The organism is Streptomyces bluensis (assembly GCF_014650715.1).
Taxonomy (GTDB): Bacteria; Actinomycetota; Actinomycetes; order Streptomycetales; family Streptomycetaceae; genus Streptomyces; species Streptomyces bluensis.
Map to the genome: position 1 here is coordinate 286,816 of NZ_BMVM01000006.1, position 23,795 is coordinate 310,610.

General features: G+C 71.4%; 17 protein-coding genes and 1 pseudogene. 11 read left to right on the forward strand and 7 right to left on the reverse strand.

Annotated features, from left to right (window positions below):
* Positions 1-132: 132 nt before the first annotated feature.
* The gene (locus tag IE262_RS18190; protein ID WP_189874855.1) at positions 133-816 is read right to left on the reverse strand and encodes a glycerophosphodiester phosphodiesterase; all 684 of its coding nucleotides are present in this window, start codon (positions 814-816) and stop codon (positions 133-135) included.
* Positions 817-842: 26 nt separating this feature from the next.
* Positions 843-1,928 (reverse strand): adenosine deaminase, encoded by a 1,086-nt coding sequence (locus IE262_RS18195; RefSeq protein ID WP_134036584.1) that lies wholly within the window; start codon positions 1,926-1,928, stop codon positions 843-845.
* 150 nt (positions 1,929-2,078) lie between these two features.
* Between IE262_RS18195 and IE262_RS18200 the strand changes: the two genes are divergently transcribed.
* Positions 2,079-3,074, forward strand: a complete 996-nt coding sequence (locus IE262_RS18200) for a DUF4190 domain-containing protein (RefSeq protein WP_189874856.1) — start codon at positions 2,079-2,081, stop codon at positions 3,072-3,074.
* Here the strand turns inward: IE262_RS18200 and ybiA are convergent.
* On the reverse strand, positions 3,053-3,679 hold the full coding sequence (ybiA, locus tag IE262_RS18205; protein WP_189874858.1) for a riboflavin biosynthesis intermediates N-glycosidase: 627 nt from the start codon (positions 3,677-3,679) through the stop codon (positions 3,053-3,055). The two genes, IE262_RS18200 and ybiA, sit on opposite strands and share 22 nt — an antisense overlap.
* A gap of 201 nt (positions 3,680-3,880) precedes the next feature.
* On the opposite strand from ybiA, the gene IE262_RS18210 reads away from it, so the two are divergent.
* From IE262_RS18210 to IE262_RS18235, 6 genes are all read left to right on the forward strand, one after another.
* Entirely contained in the window at positions 3,881-5,455 is a 1,575-nt protein-coding gene (locus IE262_RS18210) for a gamma-aminobutyraldehyde dehydrogenase (protein ID WP_189874861.1), read from the forward strand.
* Positions 5,456-5,516: 61 nt separating this feature from the next.
* Entirely contained in the window at positions 5,517-6,764 is a 1,248-nt protein-coding gene (locus IE262_RS18215) for a polyamine ABC transporter substrate-binding protein (protein ID WP_189874862.1), read from the forward strand.
* Between the two features lie 198 nt (positions 6,765-6,962).
* Complete coding sequence (locus IE262_RS18220; protein WP_189874864.1) at positions 6,963-8,117, forward strand: ABC transporter ATP-binding protein; 1,155 nt, start codon at positions 6,963-6,965, stop codon at positions 8,115-8,117.
* Positions 8,117-9,052 carry an ABC transporter permease gene (locus IE262_RS18225; protein WP_189874866.1) on the forward strand — a complete coding sequence of 312 codons (936 nt, stop codon included), beginning with the start codon at positions 8,117-8,119 and terminating at the stop codon, positions 9,050-9,052. Before IE262_RS18220 ends, IE262_RS18225 begins: the two co-directional genes overlap by 1 nt.
* Positions 9,053-9,853 (forward strand): ABC transporter permease, encoded by an 801-nt coding sequence (locus IE262_RS18230; RefSeq protein ID WP_189874868.1) that lies wholly within the window; start codon positions 9,053-9,055, stop codon positions 9,851-9,853.
* A 96-nt stretch (positions 9,854-9,949) separates the two neighbouring features.
* On the forward strand, positions 9,950-11,377 hold the full coding sequence (locus tag IE262_RS18235; protein ID WP_189874870.1) for an NAD(P)/FAD-dependent oxidoreductase: 1,428 nt from the start codon (positions 9,950-9,952) through the stop codon (positions 11,375-11,377).
* A 45-nt stretch (positions 11,378-11,422) separates the two neighbouring features.
* Here IE262_RS18235 and IE262_RS18240 read toward each other — a convergent pair whose 3' ends face one another.
* From IE262_RS18240 to IE262_RS18250, 3 genes and pseudogenes are all read right to left on the reverse strand, one after another.
* A complete protein-coding gene (locus IE262_RS18240; protein ID WP_229877317.1) occupies positions 11,423-12,130 on the reverse strand; it encodes a phosphatase PAP2 family protein in 708 nt (235 codons plus the stop codon).
* 417 nt (positions 12,131-12,547) lie between these two features.
* Positions 12,548-13,882 carry a 4-aminobutyrate--2-oxoglutarate transaminase gene (gene gabT, locus IE262_RS18245; RefSeq protein ID WP_189874874.1) on the reverse strand — a complete coding sequence of 445 codons (1,335 nt, stop codon included), beginning with the start codon at positions 13,880-13,882 and terminating at the stop codon, positions 12,548-12,550.
* A gap of 206 nt (positions 13,883-14,088) precedes the next feature.
* Positions 14,089-14,325, reverse strand: a pseudogene (locus IE262_RS18250) (dipeptidase PepE); the annotation flags it as partial.
* An 18-nt stretch (positions 14,326-14,343) separates the two neighbouring features.
* On the opposite strand from IE262_RS18250, the gene IE262_RS18255 reads away from it, so the two are divergent.
* The 4 genes from IE262_RS18255 (at position 14,344) to IE262_RS18270 (ending at position 20,772) form a co-directional block, all read left to right on the forward strand.
* Positions 14,344-14,517 carry a hypothetical protein gene (locus IE262_RS18255; RefSeq protein ID WP_166681630.1) on the forward strand — a complete coding sequence of 58 codons (174 nt, stop codon included), beginning with the start codon at positions 14,344-14,346 and terminating at the stop codon, positions 14,515-14,517.
* 128 nt (positions 14,518-14,645) lie between these two features.
* A complete protein-coding gene (locus IE262_RS18260) occupies positions 14,646-17,057 on the forward strand; it encodes a type IV secretory system conjugative DNA transfer family protein (RefSeq protein WP_189874876.1) in 2,412 nt (803 codons plus the stop codon).
* A 153-nt stretch (positions 17,058-17,210) separates the two neighbouring features.
* A complete protein-coding gene (locus IE262_RS18265; protein WP_134036621.1) occupies positions 17,211-18,872 on the forward strand; it encodes a PucR family transcriptional regulator in 1,662 nt (553 codons plus the stop codon).
* A gap of 454 nt (positions 18,873-19,326) precedes the next feature.
* Entirely contained in the window at positions 19,327-20,772 is a 1,446-nt protein-coding gene (locus IE262_RS18270) for an aldehyde dehydrogenase family protein (protein ID WP_189874878.1), read from the forward strand.
* 20 nt (positions 20,773-20,792) lie between these two features.
* On the opposite strand, the gene IE262_RS18275 is transcribed toward IE262_RS18270, so the two are convergent.
* Positions 20,793-23,699 (reverse strand): glycoside hydrolase family 3 C-terminal domain-containing protein, encoded by a 2,907-nt coding sequence (locus IE262_RS18275; RefSeq protein WP_189874880.1) that lies wholly within the window; start codon positions 23,697-23,699, stop codon positions 20,793-20,795.
* Positions 23,700-23,795 lie beyond the last annotated feature (96 nt).

Sequence of the window (23,795 nt, forward strand, 5' to 3'; positions counted from 1 at the left end):
CGGCAACTCCTGTGCAGGGGGCGGGTGTTGCCGCTGATCATGCTGTGGGGTGCGCGTCCCGCGGATCGTCACTGAGGAGGGCGCGGTCCCCGGAGGCGGTCCCGGGGCTGCCCCTAGGGGACCGGGAGGGGGCTACGTCCCGCGCAGCGCACACAACATGTCGATCCGGTTCGTCGTGATCGAGTCGACCCCCGCGGCCAGCAGCCGGCGCATCGAGCGGCGGGTGTCGGGGGTCCACACCGACAGCAGGTAGCCGTTCCGGTGGACGCGGGTGGCGAGTTCCCGGGTCACCAGGCCGAAGCGGTAGTTGAGCCAGCGCGGGCGGATGGCGTCGAGGAGTGCCGGGCGCGGTGGGGCGAGCGTCGTCCAGGTCAGGGCGATCTCGGCGGAGGGGGCTGCGGCGCGCACGGCGAGCATCGTGCCGGCGCCCGCGCAGTAGTAGACCCGCTCCTCGGCCCCGCACTCCCGGACGACGTCCACGACCCGCCGCACGGCTCGGGGGTCGGCCGCGCCCGGAAGGTCGATCATCAGCCGGGTGCCGGCGGCGGCGAGCAGCGCGTCCGCCAGCGTCGGCACCCCGCCGCCGGTGAGCCCGCGCACCTCGGCCGAGGACAGCGAGGCCAGCGGCCGGTCCTGCGCCCACAGCCGCTTCAGGGTCGCGTCATGCAGCAGGACCGGCATGCCGTCCCGGGTCAGCCGTACGTCGATCTCCACCGCGTCCGCGCCCGCCCGGAGTGCGGAGTGCAGGGAGGCGATCGTGTTCTCGCGGGCCTGGTAGGGGTGGCCGCGATGGGCCACGGCTGTCACGGTGCGCATGCGCTCCATTGTGCTGGCCCGGAGTGTCAGGGAGTGAGCCAGGCAGAGGTGTACGTGTCGATCTCGGCCGTGATCCGGGCCTTGCCCGCGGCGTCCAGGAAGGACGCCTCCACCGCGTTCTTGGCGAGCGCGGCCAGCCCCTGCTCGTCGAGGTCGAGGAGGCGGGCGGCGACGGCGTACTCGTTGTTGAGGTCCGTGCCGAACATCGGCGGGTCGTCGGAGTTGATGGTGACCAGGACCCCGGCCCGCACGAACTCCTTGATCGGGTGTTCGTCGAGCGTGCGGACCGCGCGGGTGGCGATGTTGGAGGTCGGGCAGACCTCCAGGGCGATGCGCTGCTCGGCGAGGTGGGCGAGGAGCTTCGGGTCCTGCGCGGCGCTGGTGCCGTGCCCGATGCGCTCCGCGCGCAGTTCGGTCAGGGCGTCCCAGACCGTCTCAGGGCCGGTGGTCTCCCCGGCGTGCGGGACCGAGCGCAGTCCGGCGGCGATGGCCTGGTCGAAGTACGGCTTGAACTGCGGACGCGGTACGCCGATCTCGGGCCCGCCGAGCCCGAACGAGACGAGGCCCTCCGGGCGCAGCCCGTCCGTCGTGGCCAGCCGGGTCGTCTCCTCGGCGGAGGCGAGGCCCGCCTCTCCGGGGATGTCGAAGCACCAGCGCAGCACGGTCCCGAAGTCGGCCTCGGCCGCCTTGCGGGCGTCCTCGATCGCGTCCATGAAGGCGCGCTCGTCGATGCCGCGGCTGGTGGAGGAGTACGGCGTGATGGTCAGCTCGGCGTAGCGCACCTGCTGCCGGGCCATGTCCCGGGCGACCTCGTAGGTGAGCAGCCGGACGTCCTCGGGGTTGCGGATGAGGTCCACCACGGACAGGTACACGTCGATGAAGTGCGCGAAGTCCGTGAACGTGAAGTAGTCCGCGAGGGCCTCGGGGTCGGTGGGCACCTTGGAGTCGGGGTGCCGGGCGGCCAGTTCCGAGACGATGCGGGGGGAGGCGGAGCCGACGTGGTGCACGTGCAGTTCGGCCTTCGGGAGGCCGGCGATGAAGGCGTGCAGGTCGCGGGCGGCGGCGCCGGTGGCGCTGGTCGGGCCCTCCGGTACGGCGTGGCGGTCGGGCAAGGTTCCTCCCCGGGAACGGCGCCCCGGACCGTGGCCGGGGACGCGGGTGATCGGCTGATCGATGACTCAGGGATCATCGTAGGCGGCGGCCTGTGCGCGACAGACCTGGGCCGTAGCATGACGGAACGTACAACAGAGGGGATCCCGCGCATGTCCGACGAGGCACACACGCCGCAGACGCCGGACACTCCCGGTCGGCCCGGCCAGGACGCTTGGGCTCCCCCGGAGAACCGTCCACCTGCCGGACCTCTGCCTCCGGAGCACGCGGCGCCGACCTCTCCCGCCGCTCCCGCTCCCGCTCCTGGTTCCGGTTTCGGTTCCGAACCGCAGGACGCCGTTCCGGCACCCGGGGTCCGGCTCGACAAGCCGCCCGCCCCCGCGCCGGACCCGTGGGCGCCGCCCGCGGACACGGTGTCGTCGGCGAGCACGCCCCCGGCGCCGCCCTCCGCGTACGACCGGCAGACATTCACCTATGGCCCTCCGGCGGGCTACCCGATACCGCCGGCCTCCGGTATCCCGGCGGCCCCGTACCCCCATCCCAGCCCCACCCCGTTCGCACCACCCGGTCAGGGCGAGCCCGTCCCCCCGCCGCCCATCGGCCCCGACGGTCCGGGACAGGTGCCGTACGGATACCCGCAGTACCCGAGCCACCCGAGCCACCCGAGCCACCCGAGCCACCCGGGTCACCCGGGCCACGGTCACCAGTACGCCCCGGACCAGTACGCCCCGGACCAGTACGCCCCGTACCAGGGTGCCCCGGGCTACGGCTGGCCCGGGATGCCGCTCGGGCCGAGCAACGGCATGGGTATCGCGTCGCTCACCCTGGGGATCATCGCGGCGGTCGGGTTCTGCATGTGGCCGTTGGCCATCCTGCTGGGTGTGCTGGCCGTGATCTTCGGTGTGGTCGGCCGTGCCAAGGCCGGCCGGGGCGAGGCGACGAATCCGGGGCAGGCCCTGGCCGGGATCATCTGCGGCGCGACCGGCATCGTCCTGGGCGTGCTCGCGTTCGTCCTCATCGTCGTGGTCTCGGACGACAGCGCCGGGGCGGGCGGCGCCCCCCTCGACACCGGCCGCTCCGCCTCCCCGGCCGCCGCCACGTCACTCGGACACGCCACACCGGCGTGTTACGTCACACCCGTTGGATAAGTGATCTGGGCGAGCCGCTCCCGCGCCTCCATCAGCGCGAAGCCCAGCAGGTTCGGCCCCCGCCACCGCTCGGGATCCACGGCCCGCTCGTCGTCCGCGGCCAGTCCGATGCCCCACACCCGGTCCAGCGGGCTGGCCTCCACCAGCACCCTCCCCCAGCCTTCGGCCGGGGGGACCCCCATCTCGCTTCGCTCGCCCGTGCCCAGCAGGAACTCCCGCAGGTCCGCGTGCGCGGCGAACTTGTGGACGCTGCCCTCGACGACGATCCCGAACCGCTCCCGCTCCCACCGGGACTCGTCGAAGCCGCGCACCAGCCGCCCGGCCTTCTTCGCGACCGCGGGGCTCGTGGCCGAGACGGCCATCCGCTCCGCATCGGCGTCGCCGAACAGCCGGGCCTTCGACGCCATCATCCAGTGCTCCGCCGTCGCGTACTCCACCCCGTCCACCGTGAACGGCGACGGCCACCACTGGCTCAGGCAACTCGCGCCGATCCGCCCGTCGGGCCGTGGTCTGTGCCCCCAGAAGTGCAGGTACTTGACTCTCGCCCCCGCGCGGACCTCCCTGACCAGGGTGTCCAAAGAATCGATCTTCCCGATCTTCCCCATGCCCGGGAGTCTGGCACGCGCCACTGACAGTCCGTCCCTTGATTTCCGTGTCCAGTCGGCGCCTGGCCGACAGATTCCGTCGCGTAACCAAAAGGCAACAACGGAATCCCTTGTTGAGGTGGGGGCGCTCTGCCAGGATCGGCACTCAAATCGAGCTGAAGCTACGCCGGCCCTCGGACAGGGGACACGGAGGAGAGCCCTATGCACAGCCCGGACACCGCCCTCCCGGACCGTTTCCCGGCCCAGGACCGTTTCCCGGCCCAGGACCGTTTCCCGGCCCAGGACCGTTTCCCGGACGGCGCGCAGTTCATCGCGGGCCGCCCGCGGAAGGGTACGTCCGGCCGTACCCACGCCGTCGTCGACCCGGCCACCGGCGCAGAGGTGTACACGTACGAGCTCGCCGGCACCGGGGACGTGGACGCCGCCGTCGCCGCGGCCCGCGAGGCCTTCCCGGGCTGGGCCGCCGCCACTCCCGGTGAGCGTTCCGACGCGCTGCACCGCTTCGCCGCCGTCCTCGCCGACCGTGCCGAGGACTTCGCACGCGCCGAGTCGCTCCAGTGCGGGAAGCCGCTGAAGCTGACCCGTGAGTTCGACGTCCCGGGGACCATCGACAACACCGCCTTCTTCGCGGGGGCCGCCCGGCACCTGCAAGGGCAGTCCGCCGGCGAGTACTCCGGCGACCACACCTCGTACGTACGCCGTGAGCCCATCGGCGTGGTCGGCTCCATCGCCCCCTGGAACTACCCCCTCCAGATGGCCGCCTGGAAGATCCTCCCGGCGATCGCCGCGGGCAACACGATCGTCCTGAAGCCCGCCGAGCTCACCCCGTTCACCTCTCTGCTCTTCGCCGGCGCCGCCACCGACGCGGGCATTCCGCCCGGCGTCGTCAACATCGTCGCCGGTACCGGCGAGGAGGCCGGGGAGCACCTCGTCGCGCACCCGGACGTGGCCATGACCTCGTTCACCGGGTCCACCGCCGTCGGCAGACGTGTCGCCGGGATCGCCACGGCGGCCGTCAAGCGGATCCACCTGGAACTCGGCGGCAAGGCGCCCTTCGTGGTCTTCGACGACGCCGATCTCGAAGCCGCCGTGCACGGGGCGGTCGCGGGCGCGCTCATCAACACCGGGCAGGACTGCACGGCCGCCACGCGCGCGTATGTGCAACGGCCCCTGTACGAGGAGTTCGTCGCGCGGACCGCTGCCCTGATGGAGACCGTCCGGCTCGGCGACCCGTTCGCGCCGGGCACGGATCTCGGGCCGCTCATCTCGCACAGCCACCGCGACCGGGTGGCGGGTTTCGTCGACCGGGCGCGTGCCCACGCGCGCGTGGTGACCGGTGGGGAGGCTCCCCGGGGAGAGCTCACGAGCGGTGCCTACTACCGGCCGACGGTCATCGCCGACGCCGCCCAGGACAGCGAGATCGTCCAGTCCGAGATCTTCGGGCCGGTCCTCGTCGTCCTTCCCTTCGACACCGACGAGGAGGGCGTCCGGCTCGCCAACGACACCCCGTACGGCCTCGCCGCCTCCGCCTGGACCCGGGACGTCTACCGGGCGAACCGTGCCACCCGCGAGATCAGGGCGGGCTGCGTCTGGATCAACGACCACATTCCGATCATCAGCGAGATGCCCCACGGCGGGTATCGGGCGTCCGGCTTCGGCAAGGACATGTCCGTGTACTCGTTCGAGGAGTACACACAGATCAAGCACGTCATGTTCGACAACACGGCGGTCGCCAGGAAGGCCTGGCACCGGACGGTCTTCGGGGAGCGGCGGTAGGAGGACACGACCGTCTCCTGCCGCCGACCACGGCCCCACCTCCCGAAAGGGCAGCACACGCATGGAGCAGTACGAGCCCGACCGGCTGTCCCCGGTCCAACTGGCCGCGACGCGGCGCAGTCTCCTGAGCGGCAGGGCCTCTCTGACCCGCCGTTCGCTGCTGCGCGCCTCCGCGGGAGGCGCGCTCGCGGTCGGTGGCGCCGGGGCGCTGAGCGCCTGCGGTATCCCCCCGGCGGGCAAGGGCCGGGGCGGTGTCTCCGCGGAGGACCACTCGGCCAGGGAGAAGGTCGTCGACTTCTCCAACTGGACCGAGTACATGGACGTGGACGAGAGCGAGAAACGCCATCCCACGCTCGACCGGTTCACCCGGCGGACCGGCATCAAGGTCAGGTACACCGAGGACATCAACGACAACAACGAGTTCTTCGGCAAGGTCAAGCCGCAGCTCGCCGCGGGCCAGGACACCGGCCGCGACATCATCGTCCTCACCGACTGGCTGGCGGGCCGGCTGATCCGGCTGGGGTGGGTCCAGAAACTGGACCCGGCCAACCTGCCGCACGCGTACGCCAACCTGTCCGCCCAGTTCCGCAGCCCCGACTGGGACCCGGGCCGCGCCTACTCCTACCCGTGGCAGGGCATCTCGACCGTCATCGCGTACAACAAGAAGGCGCTCGACGGCGTCGAGGTCGGCTCGGTCTCCGACCTGCTCGACAATCCCCGGCTCAAGGGCCGCGTCGGCTTCCTCTCGGAGATGCGCGACAGCATCGGCATGACCCTGCTCGACATGGGCAAGGACCCGGCGAGGTTCACGGACGACGACTACGACGCGGCGATCGCCCGTCTCCAGAAGGCCGTCGACGAGGGCCAGATCCGCCGCTTCACGGGCAACGACTACACCTCCGACCTCACCAAGGGCGACCTCGCGGCGTGCATCGCCTGGGCCGGTGACGTCGTCCAGCTCAAGGCGGACAGCCCCGACGTCGACTTCGTCATCCCCGACAGCGGCTACCTGACGTCCACCGACAACTTGCTGATCCCCAACAAGGCACGTCACAAGACCAATGCCGAGCGGCTGATCGACTACTACTACGAGCCCCGCCCGGCCGCCGAACTCGCCGCCTACATCAACTACGTCTGCCCGGTCGACGGAGTCAAGGCGGAGCTGGAGAAGATCGACAGGGACGCGGCGGACAACCCGTTGATCATTCCGGACAAGGACATGGCCGCCAAGTCCCACGCCTTCCGCCTGCTGAGCAACGAGGAAGAGACGGCGTACGAGGTGAAGTTCGCGAAGCTGACGGGCGCGTGAGCCTCCGGCGGTGTGGTGCGGTGTTGTGCGGTGCGGTGCGTTCTGGTGCGGGTGGTTCTCCTCGCCCCCGCCGCCCCTACCCGTCCCATCCCTGGGGGCTGCGCCCCCAGACCCCCGCTGTCGGCCTGAACGGCCTCGTCCTCAAACGCCGGACGGGCTGAAAGCCCCCCGACGACCCCGACACCCAGGGACCACACCATGACGAAAGACCACGGCGGCGACGTCCGCCTCTCCGGGATCAGCAAGACCTACGGCTCCTTCACCGCCGTCCACCCGCTCGACCTCACCGTGCCGGAAGGTTCCTTCTTCGCCCTGCTCGGCGCCTCCGGCTGCGGCAAGACCACCACCCTGCGCATGATCGCCGGTCTGGAGGAACCTTCCTCCGGCACCGTCTCGCTCGGCGAGCAGGACGTGACCCGTCTGCCGCCCCACAAGCGGCCGGTGAACACGGTCTTCCAGTCGTACGCGCTCTTTCCGCACCTCGACATCTTCGAGAACGTGGCCTTCGGTCTGCGCAGGCGCGGCATCAGGTCCGTGAAGAAGCAGGTCGACGAGATGCTGGAGCTCGTACAACTCGGCGAACAGGCCCGCAAGAAGCCGCACCAGCTCTCCGGCGGACAGCAGCAGCGCGTCGCCCTCGCCCGCGCGCTGATCAACCGCCCCAAGGTGCTCCTCCTCGACGAGCCGCTCGGCGCCCTCGACCTCAAGCTGCGCCGCCAGATGCAGTGGGAGCTGGGGCGCATCCAGACCGAGGTCGGCATCACCTTCGTCCATGTCACGCACGACCAGGAGGAGGCCATGACGATGGCCGACACGGTCGCCGTGATGAACGCGGGCCGCGTCGAACAACTCGGCTCGCCCCTCGACCTCTACGAGAACCCGCGGACCACGTTCGTCGCCAACTTCCTCGGCACCTCGAACCTCATCGAGGCCGAGGTCGACTCGAAGAGCGGCGGCGACATCGTCCTCAAGGCGGGCGACGGCAAGCTGGTGCTGCCCGAGGCACGCTGTTCCGCTCCCGCCACCGCCGGCGGCAGGGTCCTGGTCGGCGTACGGCCCGAGAAGATATCCCTCACCCACGCGGACGACGCCGGCGACGTCCCCGTGGGCCGCAACCGCATCACCGGGAAGATCACCGCGACCAGTTTCACCGGCGTCTCCACGCAGTACGCCGTCGACAGCTCGGTCTGCCCCGAGTTCGTGGTCTACGTCCAGAACATCGACCGCGACCCCAGGCTCGTCCCTGGTGCCGATGCCGTCCTGCACTGGAGCCCTGCCCATACGTTCGGGCTGGACGCAGCTCAGGACATCGACGCGGGCGTCGAGACCGTCGAGGAAGAGGCGGCGGTCTGATGGCGACCCTCACCGAAGCCGAGGCACCACCGCCTCCCTCACCGGCCGTCCCGACGCGCAGGACCTCGCGCGGACGTGGCCGTCTCGTCCCGTACTGGCTGCTCCTGCCCGGCGTCCTCTGGCTGATCGTGTTCTTCGCGCTGCCGATGGTCTACCAGGCCTCCACGTCCGTGCAGACGGGCTCTCTGGAGGAGGGCTACAAGGTCACCTGGCACTTCGCGACCTACTGGAACGCCCTGTCCGAGTACTGGCCGCAGTTCCTGCGCTCGGTGCTGTACGCCGGCTCCGCGACGGTCCTGTGCCTGCTGCTGGGCTATCCGCTGGCGTACCTGATCGCGTTCCGCGCGGGCCGCTGGCGCAATCTGGTCCTCATCCTCGTGATCGCGCCGTTCTTCACCAGCTTCCTGATCCGCACCCTCGCCTGGAAGACGATCCTCGCCGACGGCGGTCCGGTCGTCGGCGCCCTGAACGCGCTGCACGTCCTGGACGTCACCGGCTGGCTCGGCATGACCGCCGGGGACCGCGTCCTCGCCACACCGCTGGCCGTGGTCTGCGGACTGACCTACAACTTCCTGCCGTTCATGATCCTTCCGCTCTACACGTCCCTGGAGCGCATCGACGGGCGGCTGCACGAGGCGGCCGGCGACCTGTACGCGACACCGTTCACGACGTTCCGCAAGGTCACCTTCCCGCTGTCGATGCCCGGCGTGGTCTCCGGCACGCTGCTCACCTTCATCCCGGCGAGCGGCGACTACGTGAACGCCGATCTGCTCGGCTCCACGGAGACCCGCATGGCCGGCAACGTCATCCAGACGCAGTTCCTGCGGATCCTCGACTATCCGACGGCCGCAGCCCTTTCCTTCCTTCTCATGGCCGCGATCCTCATCATGGTCACGCTCTACATCCGGAAGTCCGGGACGGAGGATCTGGTCTAAATGGCCCTTCTGCGCTGGACCAAGCGCCATCTCGTCGTCCTCGCCGGTCTGCTGACGCTCGGATATCTCCTTCTGCCGAACGTCGTCGTCACGGTGTTCTCCTTCAACGCCCCGAAGGGCCGCTTCAACTACGAGTGGCAGACGTTCTCCACGGACGCCTGGACCGATCCGTGCGGGGTCGCGGGCCTGTGCCGTTCGCTCTCGCTCAGTCTGCAACTCGCGGCCTGGGCCACGCTCGGGGCCACCGTCCTCGGCACGATGATCGCCTTCGCGCTCGTGCGGTACCGCTTCCGCGCGCGGGGCGCCGTCAACTCGCTGATCTTCCTGCCGATGGCGATGCCCGAGGTCGTGATGGCCGCGTCCCTGCTGACCCTGTTCCTCAACCTGGGTGCTCAGTTGGGATTCTGGACGATCCTGATCGCGCACATCATGTTCTGCCTCAGCTTCGTCGTCGTCGCCGTCAAGGCGCGCGTCATGTCCATGGACCCCAGGCTGGAGGAGGCCGCGCGGGATCTGTACGCCGGTCCCGTCCAGACGTTCGTGCGGGTCACCCTGCCCCTCGCGGCACCGGGAATCGCGGCGGGCGCGCTGCTCGCCTTCGCGCTCTCCTTCGACGATTTCATCATCACCAATTTCACCGCCGGCTCGACCGTCACGTTCCCCATGTTCGTCTGGGGCTCGGCACAGCGCGGAACGCCCGTCCAGATCAATGTCATCGGTACGGCCATGTTCGTGGTCGCCGTGCTGTTCGTGCTGGCCGGAATGATCGTCGGCAATCGCCGCAAGCGCCAGAAGCCGTAATTCCGCAGTCCGTAATTCCAGGCCGTAATTGCAATCCGTAATTCTTCAGGCCGTAATTCCTCAGCCCGCGCAGGCTCGTGTAGGGAGTTGAAAATCATGGCCCCAGGCGCCATGAGCCGTGGACATCGCTGGACGAGATCTCTTTCCGATGCCCAGCCGGTCCCGTACTGGCTGGACGACCCCGGCAGGCCCCGCCCCGAGCCCGCGCTCACCGGCGCCGAGACATGCGATCTGCTGGTCGTCGGCGGCGGGTACAGCGGACTGTGGACCGCGCTCCTCGCGAAGGAGCGTGACCCGGGGCGGGACGTCGTCCTCGTCGAGGGCCGCGAGGCGGGCTGGGCCGCCTCCGGCCGCAACGGCGGTTTCTGCGCCGCCTCGCTCACCCACGGCCTGGCCAACGGTCTCGCCCGCTGGCCGGACGAGATCCACAAGCTCCAGGAGCTGGGCGCCCGCAACCTCGACGAGATCGAGGCGGCCCTCGCCCGCTACTCCCTGGACTGCGACTTCGAGCGCACCGGTGAGATCGACGTCGCCACCGAACCCCACCAGGCCGCAGAACTGCGCGCCTGGCACGCCGAGACGGAGCGCCACGGCTTGGCGGACGGCATCGAGTTCCTGGACACCGACGCCGTACGGGAACAAGTCGACTCACCGACCTTCCTGGCCGGGCTCCACGACCGCCGGGGCGTGGCCCTGCTCCACCCGGCCAAGCTCGCCTGGGGCCTCAAACGGGCGTGCCTGGGCCTCGGCGTCCGGGTCTACGAGCACACTCCCGCGCTCACTCTGAAGCCGTACGGCGCCGGCATGGCCGTCCGCACCCCGTACGGCACGATCCGCGCCCGCACCGTCGCCCTCGGCACGAACGTCTTCCCCAGCCTCGTCCGACGCGTCCGCGCGTACACCGTCCCCGTCTACGACTACGCGCTGATGACCGAACCGCTCACGCCCGGCCGGCTCGCCTCCCTCGGCTGGAGGAACCGGCAGGGACTCGGCGACAGCGCCCACCAGTTCCACTACTTCCGGCTCACCGCCGACAACCGCGTCCTGTGGGGCGGTTACGACGCGATCTACCCGTACGGCGGCCGGGTACGTGCCGAGTACGACGACCGGCCGGAGACGTACGCCAAGCTCGCCGGGCACTTCTTCACCTGCTTCCCGCAGCTGGAGGGCGTCCGCTTCACCCACGCGTGGGGTGGCGCGATCGACACCTGCTCACGCTTCGCCGCGTTCTTCGGTACGGCCCACCAGGGCCGGGTGGCGTACGCGGCGGGCTACACGGGCCTGGGCGTGGGCGCGACCCGGTTCGGCGCGGAGGTGATGCTGGACCTGCTGGCGGGTGAGCGCACGGAGCGCACCGAGCTGGAGATGGTCCGCACGAAGCCCCTGCCCTTCCCGCCCGAGCCCTTCGCCTGGACCGGTATCGCCCTCACCAAGTGGTCGCTGGCCCGAGCGGACGCGCACGGCGGACGGCGCAATCTGTGGCTGAAGACGATGGACCGGCTGGGTCTGGGCTTCGACAGCTGACGCGCACGGCGGGCGACGGGGCGTCAGGACGGGGAACGGTGGCCGTCAGGAGCTCGAAGACCCTCGACGGCCGCCCCGGCCGAGGTGCGGGCCCAGGTACAGCCGGAGAGACAGCAGCAGCACCGCGCACAGGCACCAACTGGCCACCACGTCCAGTGGCCAGTGGTAGCCGCTGCGGACCAGACCGAGGGCGACCCCGAGGTTCAGCGCGACGCAGACGGCGACGACCGCGCCGCGCGAGCTCCGGCCGCGCAGCCAGGGCCACAGCACCAGGACGGCGGCACCGTACGCGATGGCGGCGGTGGCCGTGTGGCCCGAGGGGTAGTAGCCGGTGCCGCCGCCCATGACCGGTGGGCCCGGCCGGTCGATCAGCTCCTTCAGGGGAACCACCAGCGCCGGTACGAGGGCCATCAGGACGCCCGCCGCCACGGAGGGCGTCCACCAGTGGTCTGTACCGGATCGGCGGGCGCGCACGGCGACGTACCCGAGCACGACGGCCAGGACGGGGACGGCGACCGTGACGTTGCCGAGGTCGGCCAGGAAGACCGAGAAGCCGTCCCGGTGGACCAGCCGGCCGCTGAGGCGTTCGTCCGCGCGGGCGAGGGGGCCGTGGACGGCGACCTGCCAGGTGATCAGCGCGAAGAGGAGGGCCGGAAGGCCCAGGTGGAGAAAGGAGAGGAGGAAGAGGGAGGTCGGCGACCCCGGAACAGGGGGGGGGGTTCCGAGGCCGCCGTCCGGACCGGTGTGCCGCACGCCCCGGGGGGTTTGGGGCGAGCGGCCATCCGATCGGTGAGGAGATCCGGAGCCGGAGGCTCCGAGTGTGTGCGCGAGGGCACGACCAGGGCGAAGCTGGGGAGGCCCCGACCCGGTGTCACCCACAGTCCCCTGTGGGCGGGGTGTATCTCTCATCTGGCTAAGAACCTACGACAGGAGAAACGGCTGCGACAGACGGAATCGGGTCCTCACGGCCACCTTGCACACGTTCTTCACTCCCTCTGCCTCTCGTCGTCGCGCACCGGAATCCGGCCGGTATTCCGGTTGCGGGGAGCGTGGGACGTCAGGGGTGACATGGGGGTGGCCGGAAGGATTCCGGATAGTGGCCGGGGAGCCAACTGGGCACGCAGAGGACTCATACGTACCCAGGTGCGAATGCCCCGTACCGACCCGTACTCAGATACGCGTGAACGCCTGCTCGATGATGTCGAGGCCCTCGCCCAGCAGGTCCTCGCCGATGACCAGCGGGGGCAGGAAGCGGAGCACGTTCCCGTAGGTGCCACAGGTCAGGACCAGCAGGCCCTCCTGGTGGCAGGCGCCGGCGAGCGCACTGGTCGCCTCCGGGTTCGGCTCCTTGGTGGTGCGGTCCTTGACCAGCTCGATCGCGATCATGGCGCCCCGGCCGCGGACGTCCCCGATGATCTCGAACTTCTCGGCCATGGCGGACAGGCGGGGCTTCATGGTCGCCTCGATCGCCTTCGCACGCGCGTTGAGGTCCAGCTCCTTCATGGTCTCGATCGCGCCCAGCGCGCCCGCGCAGGCGACGGGGTTGCCGCCGTAGGTGCCGCCGAGGCCGCCCGCGTGCGCGGCGTCCATGATCTCGGCGCGGCCGGTCACGGCGGCGAGCGGCAGACCGCCCGCGATGCCCTTCGCCGTGGTGATCAGGTCGGGGACGATGCCCTCGTCCTCGCACGCGAACCACTGGCCCGTACGGCAGAAGCCGGACTGGATCTCGTCCGCGACGAACACGATGCCGTGGTCGGTGGCGAACTCCCTGAGCGCCGGCAGGAAGCCCTTCGCCGGTTCGATGAAACCGCCCTCGCCGAGCACCGGCTCGACGATGATCGCGGCCACGTTCTCCGGGCCGATCTGCTTGGTGATCTGGTCGATCGCCTGCGCGGCGGCCTCCGGGCCGGCGTTCTGGGGGCCGGTCGGCCAGCGGTAGCCGTACGCCATCGGCATGCGGTACACCTCGGGCGCGAACGGCCCGAAGCCCTGCTTGTACGGCATGTTCTTGGACGTCAGCGCCATGGTCAGGTTCGTCCGGCCGTGGTAGCCGTGGTCGAACACGACGACCGCCTGGCGCCTGGTGAAGGAGCGCGCGATCTTGACGGCGTTCTCGACGGCCTCGGCGCCGCTGTTGAACAGGGCCGACTTCTTGGCGTGGTCGCCCGGAGTGAGCTCGGCCAGCGCCTCGGCGACGGCGACGTACCCCTCGTACGGCGTGATCATGAAACAGGTGTGGGTGAAGTCCTGGAGCTGGGCCGAGGCCCGGCGCACGACGGCCTCGGCGGAGTTGCCGACGCTCGTCACCGCGATTCCGGAGCCGAAGTCGATGAGCCGGTTGCCGTCGACGTCCTCGATGATGCCGCCGCCCGCCCGCGCCGTGAACACGGGCAGTACGGAGCCCACGCCCTGGGCGACCGCGGCGGTGCGACGGGCCTGCAACTCCTGCGACTTCGGGCCGGGGATGGCGGTGACGACGCGGCGCTCCTGCGGAACTGCGGTCATGAGGGGCTCCCTGATGATCTTGCGTACGGGTGTGTCGGCGGTCCGCTCCGACGCGGGGCGTTTCCGGACGCTTGCCTTCTTTTCTCGCAGGCTAGGGCGGGGGAGGAGGCGTGGGCATGCTCCATGTGGGCGTTGTCGGGGCCTTCGGTTGTCCGCGATGGACTAAGCCGTGTACGCGCAGACCACCGCTGTACACCCCGTGCGGATCAGGCGGGCGCGTCGAACCGCGGGCGTCCGTTCAGCAGGGTGCTCAGGTCCGTGCCGGGGGTGAGCTCCGCCGGGTCCGCGCCACGCTGGAACAGGACGGCTCCGGCCGCGATCCCGTCGAGCGTCAGCCGGTCCGCGTCCCTGCGCAGCCAGGTGCCCTCGCGCAGCCCCACCACGGGTACGTCGTTCTCCTCCAGGAACTGCTCCAGCCGCTCGGCACGGGTCTCGCCCATGTGGCCTAGGGGCCCGGGGCGGTGCTGGAGGCCGGGGCCGGACTGGGCGAGGCCGGCGCGGACACCCTGCTGCCGGCCTGCACCGGTCTGCACACCATCGGGGCGCGCCTGCTGCTGGAGGACCGGCTGGGGGTGCCGGTCGTGGACCCGGTGCTCGCAGCGGGGCTGATGGCCTCGTACGCGCGTCGCCGCTGACCACGGGGGACGACCCAAACCTGAGCATGGATGCGCACCCCGGCCGTGTAAACGGTGAACTCCCCAGGCGGGGGCGTTAGATTGACTCGCTGATGGTGGACGCGGCGGCTGGTCAGGGGGCAAGGGCGATGAACAGCGACGGGACGCAGGACGCCCGGGGTACACATGCGAACCCGGTGCCGCGTCCGGCGGGGCCTCCGGATGTGCCCCCGATGCCGCCGAGGCCCAGCCGGCCGCCAGGGATGCCGCCCGCGCCGGAGCAGGCTCCGCCGTCCTCGTCGCCCACCGCCGACTGGCTCGACACGGCACGACCGGCCGCTCGGCCCGGTATCTGGCGGTTCGGCTACCGCCCCCCGAAGGCGGCGCAGGGACCGGAGCGGCTGGCTCCGGTGACCCTCGTCGGCATGCTGATCCCGTTCCTCGTGGGGCTGTTGGTGTGGTCCCTTTGGCTACGCGGTGCCCTCCCGTACCAGAGCCTCGTCCTGCGGCTGGTCACGCCGGACGACTGGTGGCAGAGCGCCTCGACGTGGCCCCAGACCTTTGCGGACCGAGTGGTGCAGAAGCCCGGGCTGCACGCCCTGGTGGTCTACGAGGGTGCCTTCTTCGCCGTCCTCGCCTACGCCGTGGGCCGACTGGGCGGCTGGCCCGCCATCGTCCGCCACGTCATCGGCCGTAAGCCCCAGCCCCGACGTGCCCTGCTCTCCGCCCTGTGCGCGCTCGTCGTGCTCAGCCTCGTCTTCCCTGACGCCTTCCCGATCGTCGGCTGGGATCCGCTGCCGATCGTCGGCCCGTTGGACTCCCTGCTCGTGCTGATCTTCGACAGCTACGACCTGCCCGCTCTCCTCGTGCGCACGCTCCACGCGGCCGTCGCGATCCTGGTCGTCCTGCCCTTTGCCCGCGTCGGCGGCTGGTGGCCGTACGCGAAGGAACAACTCGGCGCCCGCCGCGCCCGTGCGACCCCCACCACCCCGAAGGCCGTGCCACGCCCCCGTGCCCAGTGGCCCGAACTGCGGGACGCCGGCCAGCAGGAGGCGGCGGAGCTGCTGACCGCCGAGGTCGCGGCCGGTCGTATGAACGACGTCGACTGTGCGCGCGTCACACACGCGTGGGCCACGGCCCGGCGCGAGGGCCGGCAGGCGGCCTTCCGGGACACGGTCCTGCGTCAGGCAGGCGCCGCCTGGACGCACCCCTCCGGTGCCCGCGACCTGCCTCGCCGTACGGCCCGGCACGACCTGCTCACGGGCCAGGTGCGCATCGGCCGCTGGGTGGCCGCGGAGCGTGCGCCGCTCCCCTTCCATGAAGCGGGCGCCGCCCTCGGTCCGGACGTGCTCGGCACCTCGCTGCTCGCGGTCGGCCCGTCCGGCTCGGGCAAGACCCGAACCCTGACCGAGCCGGTGACCGAGGCGCTGACCCTCCAGGCGCTCACCGGGCGGTGTGCGGTCGTCGCGGTGTCGGCCGCCGGGAGCCCGCTCGGTTCCGACTCCGCGTTCGACGTCATCGTACGGATCGGGGATCCCGCATCGGTCCACGACCTGGACCCGTACGCGGAGTCCGACGATCCCGACGAGGCGGCCGCGATCCTCGCGGAGGCGCTGGTCGGCGATCTCCACGGGGAGGGCGGGCAGAGCGCCGTCACCGCGCTCGCCCAGCTGCTCGGCCCCTACCGGGCCGTGCACGGACGCTTCCCCACCCTGCCGGAGCTGCGTGAACTCCTGGAGGGCGAGCCGGACGCGCTGTCCGCGCTGCGGGACGCACTCGCCGGGGACGAGGCCATGCGCCGTGAACTGGACGCGCGCATCCGGCAGACGGGCGCGCCGGGCGACCCGGGCCGCGCCCTCGCCGACCGGCTGGCGCTGCTGAACCGGCCGGTGTTCGCGGAGTTCTTCGGCGGCGGCAGCTCCCACCGCGCCTTCTCCCTGCGCGCCCTCGCCCACCACCCCCTCCGCGTCCGCGTCGACCTCCCCGAGCGGGGCCACGAGGAGGCCGCCCTGCTGATCACCCGGCTGGTGCTCGCGCAGTTCCTCGCGGTCGTCAGGGAAAGCGGGCGCGGCCACTTCGTCTGCCTGGTCCTGGACGACGCGACCGGGACGGTGACGCCCGAGTCGGTGCGCCGTATCCAGCGGCTGCGGTCGCAGAACGCGGGCGTGGTGCTGGCCCTGCGGAACATCGGGGACGTTCCCGAGGCGCTGCACGGCCCGCTCTACGGTGCCGTCGGCTGCCGTATGGCGTTCTCCGGCGTCACCACCTGGGACGGCAGCCGGTTCGCGCAGGCCTGGGGCACCGAGTGGGTGGAGACGACGGAGGTCGCCAAACACACGGTCTTCGCCGACCAGCCCATGACCCGGGCCCTCCACGCCCTGCGCAAGCTGGTGACGGGCAAGGCGGTGACCACGGACGCGGTGACCGTGCGACAGGTCGAGCGGGAGCGGTGGTCGGCGTCGCAACTGGCCCACGAGGTGCCACCGGGGCACGCGGTGCTGTCACTGACGAGCGTGGACGGCGAGCACGCGCCGCCGCTGCTGGTGGATCTGCGGAGCTGACCGGTACGGAGGCATCGTACGTCCGTACGTCCGTACGGTCCGGCCGAATCGGCATAGGGTGTTCATACAGTGCGGACAAAAGATCACTCTGTTTGTGATCATTGCAGGACCTGTCCGTGTCCGACGCAGATTCTGTGAACACCTGAAGGCCTCATGCCCCCGACGCTCGCCTCGCTCGTCCACCACTCCGCGCTCAAACTGACCGTGCGCGCCGGCGCGGACCGCCTGGATGTGCCCGTCCGCTGGGCGCACGCGAGCGAACTCGCCGACCCCGTGCCGTACATGGAGGGCGGGGAACTGCTGCTGATCACCGCGCTCAAGCTGGACGCGGAGGATCCCGAGGCGATGCGGCGGTATGTGAAGCGCCTGGTGGAGGCCGGGGTCGTCGGACTCGGGTTCGCCGTCGGCGTGAACTACGAGGACGTGCCCGAGGCGCTCGTCGACGCGGCCGAGGACGAGGGGCTGCCGCTGCTGGAGGTGCCGCGGCGCACGCCGTTCCTCGCCATCAGCAAGGCGGTATCCGCCGCCATAGCCGCCGACCAGTACCGGGCCGTGAGCGAGGGGTTCGCGGCACAGCGCGAGCTCACCAAGCAGGCGCTGAACGACGCGCCCGAGGGCCTGCTCGCCGCGCTCGCCACGCAGCTCGACGGGTGGGCCGCGCTGTACGACGCCTCGGGCGCCGTGGTGGCGACCGCGCCCGAGTGGGCCGGGCGGCGGGCCGCCCGGCTCACCGCGGACGTCGAGCGGTTGCGGGAGCGGCCCGCGCCCGCGAGCGCTGTGGTCGGGGACGCGGACGGTGACGGCGGAGGCGACCGTGTCGAGCTGCACTCCCTCGGGACCGGACGGGGGCCCCGGGCCGCGCTCGCCGTGGGGACCGCCGCGGCGCTGGGCACCGCCGAGCGGTACGCCGTGCACTCGGCCATAGCGTTGCTGACACTGACGACGGAACGGTCGCGGTCGTTGCACGCGGCCGAGCAGCGGATCGGGGCGGCGGTGCTGCGCATGCTGCTCGCCGGGGAGCCGGACCATGCGCGGGCCGTGGCCGGGGGTCTGTACGGGGAACTGCTGGACGCCCCGTTCCGGATGATCTTGGCGGAGTCGTCCTCGGCGTCGAAGCCCTTCGGGGCGGACGCGACCCTGGTGACCGGGAAGCCTCTGCCGGCCGACGCCGACGGTGACCCGCTCGGGCAGCTGGTCGAGGTGGTGGAGGGGGCGGCCGCGCGGACGGGGGAGTCCGTGCTGGTCGTGCCGGACGGGGAGCGGCTGGTCGTGCTGGCCGGGGACGGGGGTGCGGCGGTCGCCGCGTGCCAGGAGTTCGCACTGGGGCTGGAGGCGGCGCGGGCCGCCACCGCGGTGCGCGACGCGGGTGCGGTGGGCGAGGAGGACGAGCTGGCCGTCGGACTGTCGGCACCTGCCGGGCCGATCGCCGCGGCGGCCGCGTACAAGCAGGCCGAGCAGGCGTTGTCGGTGGCCCGGCGGCGGGGCCGGGCGTTCGTGGAGCACGAGGAACTGGCGGCCGGGTCCGTGGTGCCGCTGCTGGCCGATGACGCGGTACGGGCGTTCGCGGACGGGCTGCTGCGGGCGCTGCGCGAGCACGACGCGACCGGGCGGGGGGATCTCGTGGCGTCCCTGCGGGCCTGGTTGTCGAAGCACGGGCAGTGGGACGCGGCCGCGGCGGATCTCGGGGTGCACCGGCATACGCTGCGGTACCGGATGCGGCGGGTCGAGGAGATCCTGGGCCGGTCGTTGGACGACCCGGACGTGCGCATGGAACTGTGGCTGGCCCTGAAGGTGACGGCGGCGGTGGGGGAGTAGGGGTTTCGCGTCTCGGGGTTCGCGCCTCGGGGGTTCGCGTCGCCCGCGGTGGGTTCGTGGGTCGGGGGCGCGCCGGGAGGTCTCCGTCCTCGGTCCGGCGGATCTGTGGGGGAGTCGGGTACTCGGCGCCGGACGCCGGCCGCTGCGGGCGGACACCTCCCGGCACACCCCCTTCTGCGCGTACGCGGCCGCGGGTGCTTCGTGGCGACGGTGCGTTGTGATGCCGGGTGCGCGCCCGTGCCTTGAGGGGCGCGGGGAACTGCGCGACAAGCCCCAACGAAACCCGCACCCGCCCACCGGCAGAACTCGGCAGACGAGACTCACAACCCACCGGCGATCACGACAAATCGGTGCGTCCGCAGGAGAGAGTTTTACGACTCGGACAAACGACCTGGCGGCAAGCCGCACCTACCGTGGTCATGAACGTACGTTTCGAACATGGAAGGGCCGGACCATGACTGCCACCCACGCCTTCTGGCTCGCCGGTCGCCAGGCGACCGGCGACACCGGCATCGATGTCACCTCGCCGTGGGACGGCCGACTCGTCGGTCACGTCAGCGTGCCGACCGACGCCCAGGTGGAGGAGGCCGTGGCCGCCGCGTACGCCGTGCGCGACGAGTTCGCCGCCACCCCCGCCCACGTACGCGCCGCTGCCCTGGACCATGTGAGCCGGCGGCTGGTCGAGCGGTCCGAGGAGATCGCGCGGCTCATCTCGGCCGAGAACGGCAAGCCGGTCAAGTGGGCCCGCGGTGAGGTGGGGCGGGCCGTGTCGGTGTTCCGGTTCGCGGCCGAGGAGGCGCGGCGGTTCAACGGCGGCGAGGCCCAGCGGCTGGACACGGACGCCGGGGGCCAGGGGCGGCTCGCCTTCACGCGGCGGTTCCCGAAAGGTGTCGTGCTCGGCATCGCGCCCTTCAACTTCCCGCTCAACCTGTGCGCCCACAAGGTCGCGCCGGCGCTCGCGGTCGGTACGCCGATCATTCTGAAGCCCGCGCCCGCGACGCCGCTGTCCGCGCTCCTCATCGGGGAACTGCTCGCCGAGACGGAACTGCCGGCGGGATCGTGGAGCGTGCTGCCCGTGCCGAACGAGCGGATGCCCTCGCTCGTGCAGGACGAGCGGCTGCCGGTCATCTCGTTCACCGGGTCCGACAAGGTCGGCTACGCGATCATGGACTCGGTGCCGCGCAAGCACTGCACCCTGGAGCTGGGGGGCAACGGCGCCGCCGTCGTCCTCGCGGACTATGCGAGCGACGAGGACCTGGACTGGGCGGCCACGCGTATCGCCACCTTCTCCAACTACCAGGGCGGGCAGTCCTGCATCTCCGTGCAGCGGGTGATCGCGGACGCGGAGGTGTACGAGCGGCTGGTGCCGCGGATCGTCGCCGCCGTCGAGGCTCAGGTGACGGGGGACCCGTCCGACGACGCGACGGATGTCGGGCCGCTGGTGAGTGAGGACGCCGCGCGGCGGGTGGAGGCCTGGGTCGAGGAGGCCGTCGGGGCGGGGGCCCGGCTGCTGACCGGAGGGAAGCGGGACGGGGCCTCGTACGCGCCGACCGTGCTCGCCGAGGTGCCGGCGAACGTCACGATCTCGTGCGAGGAGGTCTTCGGGCCCGTACTCGCCGTACAGCGGGTGGAGGGGGAGGCGAGCGCCTTCGCCGCTGTCAACGAGTCCAAGTACGGGCTGCAGGCCGGTGTGTTCACGCATGACCTGCAGACCGCGTTCCGGGCGCACCGGGCTCTGGAGGTGGGCGGTGTGGTGATCGGGGACGTGCCGTCCTACCGTGCCGACCAGATGCCGTACGGCGGTGTGAAGCAGTCCGGTGTCGGGCGTGAGGGCGTGAAGTTCGCGATGGACGACTACACGTACGAGCGGGTCATGGTGCTGACGGGGATTCAGCTCTGACCGGATTCAGCTCTGACCGGTCACACGACAGCTCGATTCTCTTCGTGACGAACGAAGCCGACGCGCGCGAGCCGTAGCGGCCCGCGCAGCTTCAGGTGGACGTCGTGCACGCCGGTGGCCGCGATCCCGGCGCTCAGGGTGGTGTAGTCGTACGGTCCGGCGGTGGGGGAGAGGTTCAGGACCGCCAGGACCGGGCCACCGTTGAGGGAGAACTCGACGGCGCCCTCGCCCGACGCCTCCAGGGTCACTTCGGCGACCCCCTCTCCGAAGTCGCAGTCGTGGAAGAGGAGTTCACCCGCGCCGTCGGCGACGGGCGTGACCGCGTCTCCTGACGTCTTCGTACGGTCGACGATCTGCGTGCCCCGCTGGTCGTCGAAGTCGGCGGCGTTCAGGCCGAGTTCGACGACCGGGCGGGGAACGGCCGGGGTGCCGTCGAGGTCGATCGTGGTGGTCAGGCGGGTGTCCTCGCTGGAGGCCCCCACGAGAAGCTCGTAGGCGCCGGGTTCCCGGCGGTGACGGCTGTGGGCCACGTCCCAGAACGCGAAGGCGGTCAGGGGGAGGTGGAAGGTCAGGTCCGTCGAGGCGCCGGGGGCGAGCGTGACGCGGCGGTGGGCGGCCAGTTCCCGGCGGGGGCGCGGGACCGACGGGTTCACGGCCCTGAGGTAGAGCTGAGGCACCTCGTCCGCTGTGCGCCCGCTCGTGTTGGTGAGCGTGAACGTCACCTTCACCTCGTCGCCGGTCACCCGGTGGGTGAGGTTCTCGTACGCGAATCCCGCGTACGACAGGCCGTGGCCGAAGGGGAACAGGGGCGTGCCCTCGAAGTACAGGTACGTCTGGCGACTGCCGATCACGTCGTAGTCGAGCAGGTCGGGCAGGTCCGAGTCGGCGGCGTACCAGGTCTGCGGGAGGCGGCCCGCGGGAGAGACGTCCCCGGCGAGGACGCGGGCCAGGGCGGTGCCCGCCGCCTGGCCGCCGTGCGCGGTCCACAGGACGGCCCGGAGATCCTCATGGTCCACGGCGTAGGGGTAGGACGAGGTCAGGACCAGGGCCGTGTCCGGGTTCGCGGCGCGGGCGGCACGGAGCAGACGCTCCTGGTGCTCCGGGAGGCGGAGTGTGGTGCGGTCCTGCGTTTCGCGGCCGTTGATGTGCGGGTCGTTGCCCGCCACCACCACAACGGCGTCCGCCTCGGACGCGGCCCTCGCGACGCAGTCCTCGCCGCGTTCGGTCACGACCAGGGTGAAGATCTCGCCGTTTCCTTCGGCAACCTTCACTCCGTCCGCGGCGACAGAGACGTACAGGCCCGTCCCCATGTGCCGGAGGAGGTGACCGTCCTCATGGGAGTCATGGGAGTCATGGGGCCCACGGGAGCCATGGGATTCATGGCGTTCCAGGCGGAACGTCTCCTGTACGACCCAGCCGCCCGGCTGGTCCGCGGAAGCGCGTACGTAACCGTCGTCGGCGACCGAGAGGTAGCGGCCGTCCGGGGCGCGCAGCGTGAGGACGCCGTCGCCCCAGTCGACGAGGGCGAGGACGGTGCCGGTCGTGTCGGTGGTCAGCGGGGGGAGGTCCGTGCGGCCCGCGAGGAGCGCGGGGTCGAGGGCGCCCTCCGCGCCGCGTGCCTCGTCGGGCGCGTCGACATCCTCCGGCACCGCGAGGTACGTCCCTGCCGAGGTCCTGAGGCGGATCCGGTCCACGCCCTCGGCGAAGGTGACGCGCTCCGCGCCGAAACGCTCGTACAGGCCCTCCAACGGGGTGGTGCGGTGGATGAGCGTGCCGCTGTACCAGTCGAGCTTGCACTCGTCGGCGAGGAGGCCGACGACCGCGATGCGGGTGTCCTCGGGGAGCGGAAGCAGGTCGTCGTCGTTCTTGAGCAGGACGATCGCCTGCTCGGCCGCCTCCTCGGCCAGCGCGCGGTGGGCCGGGGTGTCGAAGTCCCGGATGTCGGCGTGGGGGCCGGATCCGGGGTCGAACTCGCCCAGCCGGAAGCGGACCGAGAGCTGGCGGCGGACCGCCCGGTCGATGTCGTCCTCGGTCAGCAGGCCCCGGGCCAGGGCGCCCCGGACGCGTTCGACGGTCTTCGAGTTGTCCGTGCCGTGGTCGGTGAAGCTGTCGACGCCGGCGCGGAGCGCGGCCGCCGTGGCCTCCTCGTGGGTGTCGAAGTAGTGCTCCGAGTCGACCAGGTTCGAGGGCGCGCCCGCGTCCGAGCAGACGAGGAGGTCCTCGTCGGTCCAGGTGCGCAGGTGTTCCCTCAGGTACGGCGACACGTGGTTGGGACGTCCGTTGACCAGGTTGTACGCGGGCATCACCCCGGCCACCGCACCCGCCCGCACGGTCTCGTGGAAGGCGCGCAGGTCGTACTCGTGCAGGACGCGCGGGCGGACCGAGGAGGAACTGGTGTCCCGGTGCGTCTCGTTGTTGTGCGCCAGCCAGTGCTTGAGGACCGGGGCGGTGCGCCAGTACGCCGGGTGGTCGCCGCGCAGGCCCCGCGTGTACGCCGTCGCGATGGCCGACGTCAGTTTCGGGTCCTCGGAGTAGCCCTCCTCGCCCCGGCCCCACAGGGGGTGCCGCAGCAGGTTCACCGTGGGCGCCCAGACGTTGAGGCCGACGCGGTCGTCCCGGGCCCGCATGGCGCGGACCTCGGCCGACACCGCCTCGCCGACGCGGCGTACGAGGTCCTCGTTCCAGGTCGCGCCCAGCCCGACCGCCTGCGGGAACACCGTGGCGGGACCCATCCACGCCACGCCGTGCAACGCCTCCTGACCGGTGCGGAACGCGGCGATCCCCAGGCGCTCGACGGCTGGTGCGAACTGGTGCAGGAACGCGATCCGTTCGTCGAGGGTGAGCCGCCCGAGAAGGTCGTCGATGCGCTTCGCGAGAGGCAGCTGCGGATCGCGGAAAGGCGGCGTGGGCGGCGTCTGTGCGGTCACGATGAGGGTCCCTTTGCGGTGGAGCGGCGAGGGGCTTTCGAAGCGCTTCGATGCTCATTCGACCCGAGGGCGGGTGTCAAGAGACCAAGGCGCAAC

Bases quoted from the DNA above. Each gene is read 5' to 3' on its own strand.
- IE262_RS18190 (WP_189874855.1), bottom strand. From the start codon at position 816: ATGCGCACCGTGACAGCCGTGGCCCATCGCGGCCACCCCTACCAGGCC.
- IE262_RS18200 (WP_189874856.1), top strand. From the start codon at position 2,079: ATGTCCGACGAGGCACACACGCCGCAGACGCCGGACACTCCCGGTCGG.
- ybiA (WP_189874858.1), bottom strand. From the start codon at position 3,679: ATGGGGAAGATCGGGAAGATCGATTCTTTGGACACCCTGGTCAGGGAG.
- IE262_RS18210 (WP_189874861.1), top strand. From the start codon at position 3,881: ATGCACAGCCCGGACACCGCCCTCCCGGACCGTTTCCCGGCCCAGGAC.
- IE262_RS18215 (WP_189874862.1), top strand. From the start codon at position 5,517: ATGGAGCAGTACGAGCCCGACCGGCTGTCCCCGGTCCAACTGGCCGCG.
- IE262_RS18220 (WP_189874864.1), top strand. From the start codon at position 6,963: ATGACGAAAGACCACGGCGGCGACGTCCGCCTCTCCGGGATCAGCAAG.
- IE262_RS18225 (WP_189874866.1), top strand. From the start codon at position 8,117: ATGGCGACCCTCACCGAAGCCGAGGCACCACCGCCTCCCTCACCGGCC.
- IE262_RS18230 (WP_189874868.1), top strand. From the start codon at position 9,053: ATGGCCCTTCTGCGCTGGACCAAGCGCCATCTCGTCGTCCTCGCCGGT.
- IE262_RS18235 (WP_189874870.1), top strand. From the start codon at position 9,950: ATGGCCCCAGGCGCCATGAGCCGTGGACATCGCTGGACGAGATCTCTT.
- gabT (WP_189874874.1), bottom strand. From the start codon at position 13,882: ATGACCGCAGTTCCGCAGGAGCGCCGCGTCGTCACCGCCATCCCCGGC.
- IE262_RS18260 (WP_189874876.1), top strand. From the start codon at position 14,646: ATGAACAGCGACGGGACGCAGGACGCCCGGGGTACACATGCGAACCCG.
- IE262_RS18265 (WP_134036621.1), top strand. From the start codon at position 17,211: ATGCCCCCGACGCTCGCCTCGCTCGTCCACCACTCCGCGCTCAAACTG.
- IE262_RS18270 (WP_189874878.1), top strand. From the start codon at position 19,327: ATGACTGCCACCCACGCCTTCTGGCTCGCCGGTCGCCAGGCGACCGGC.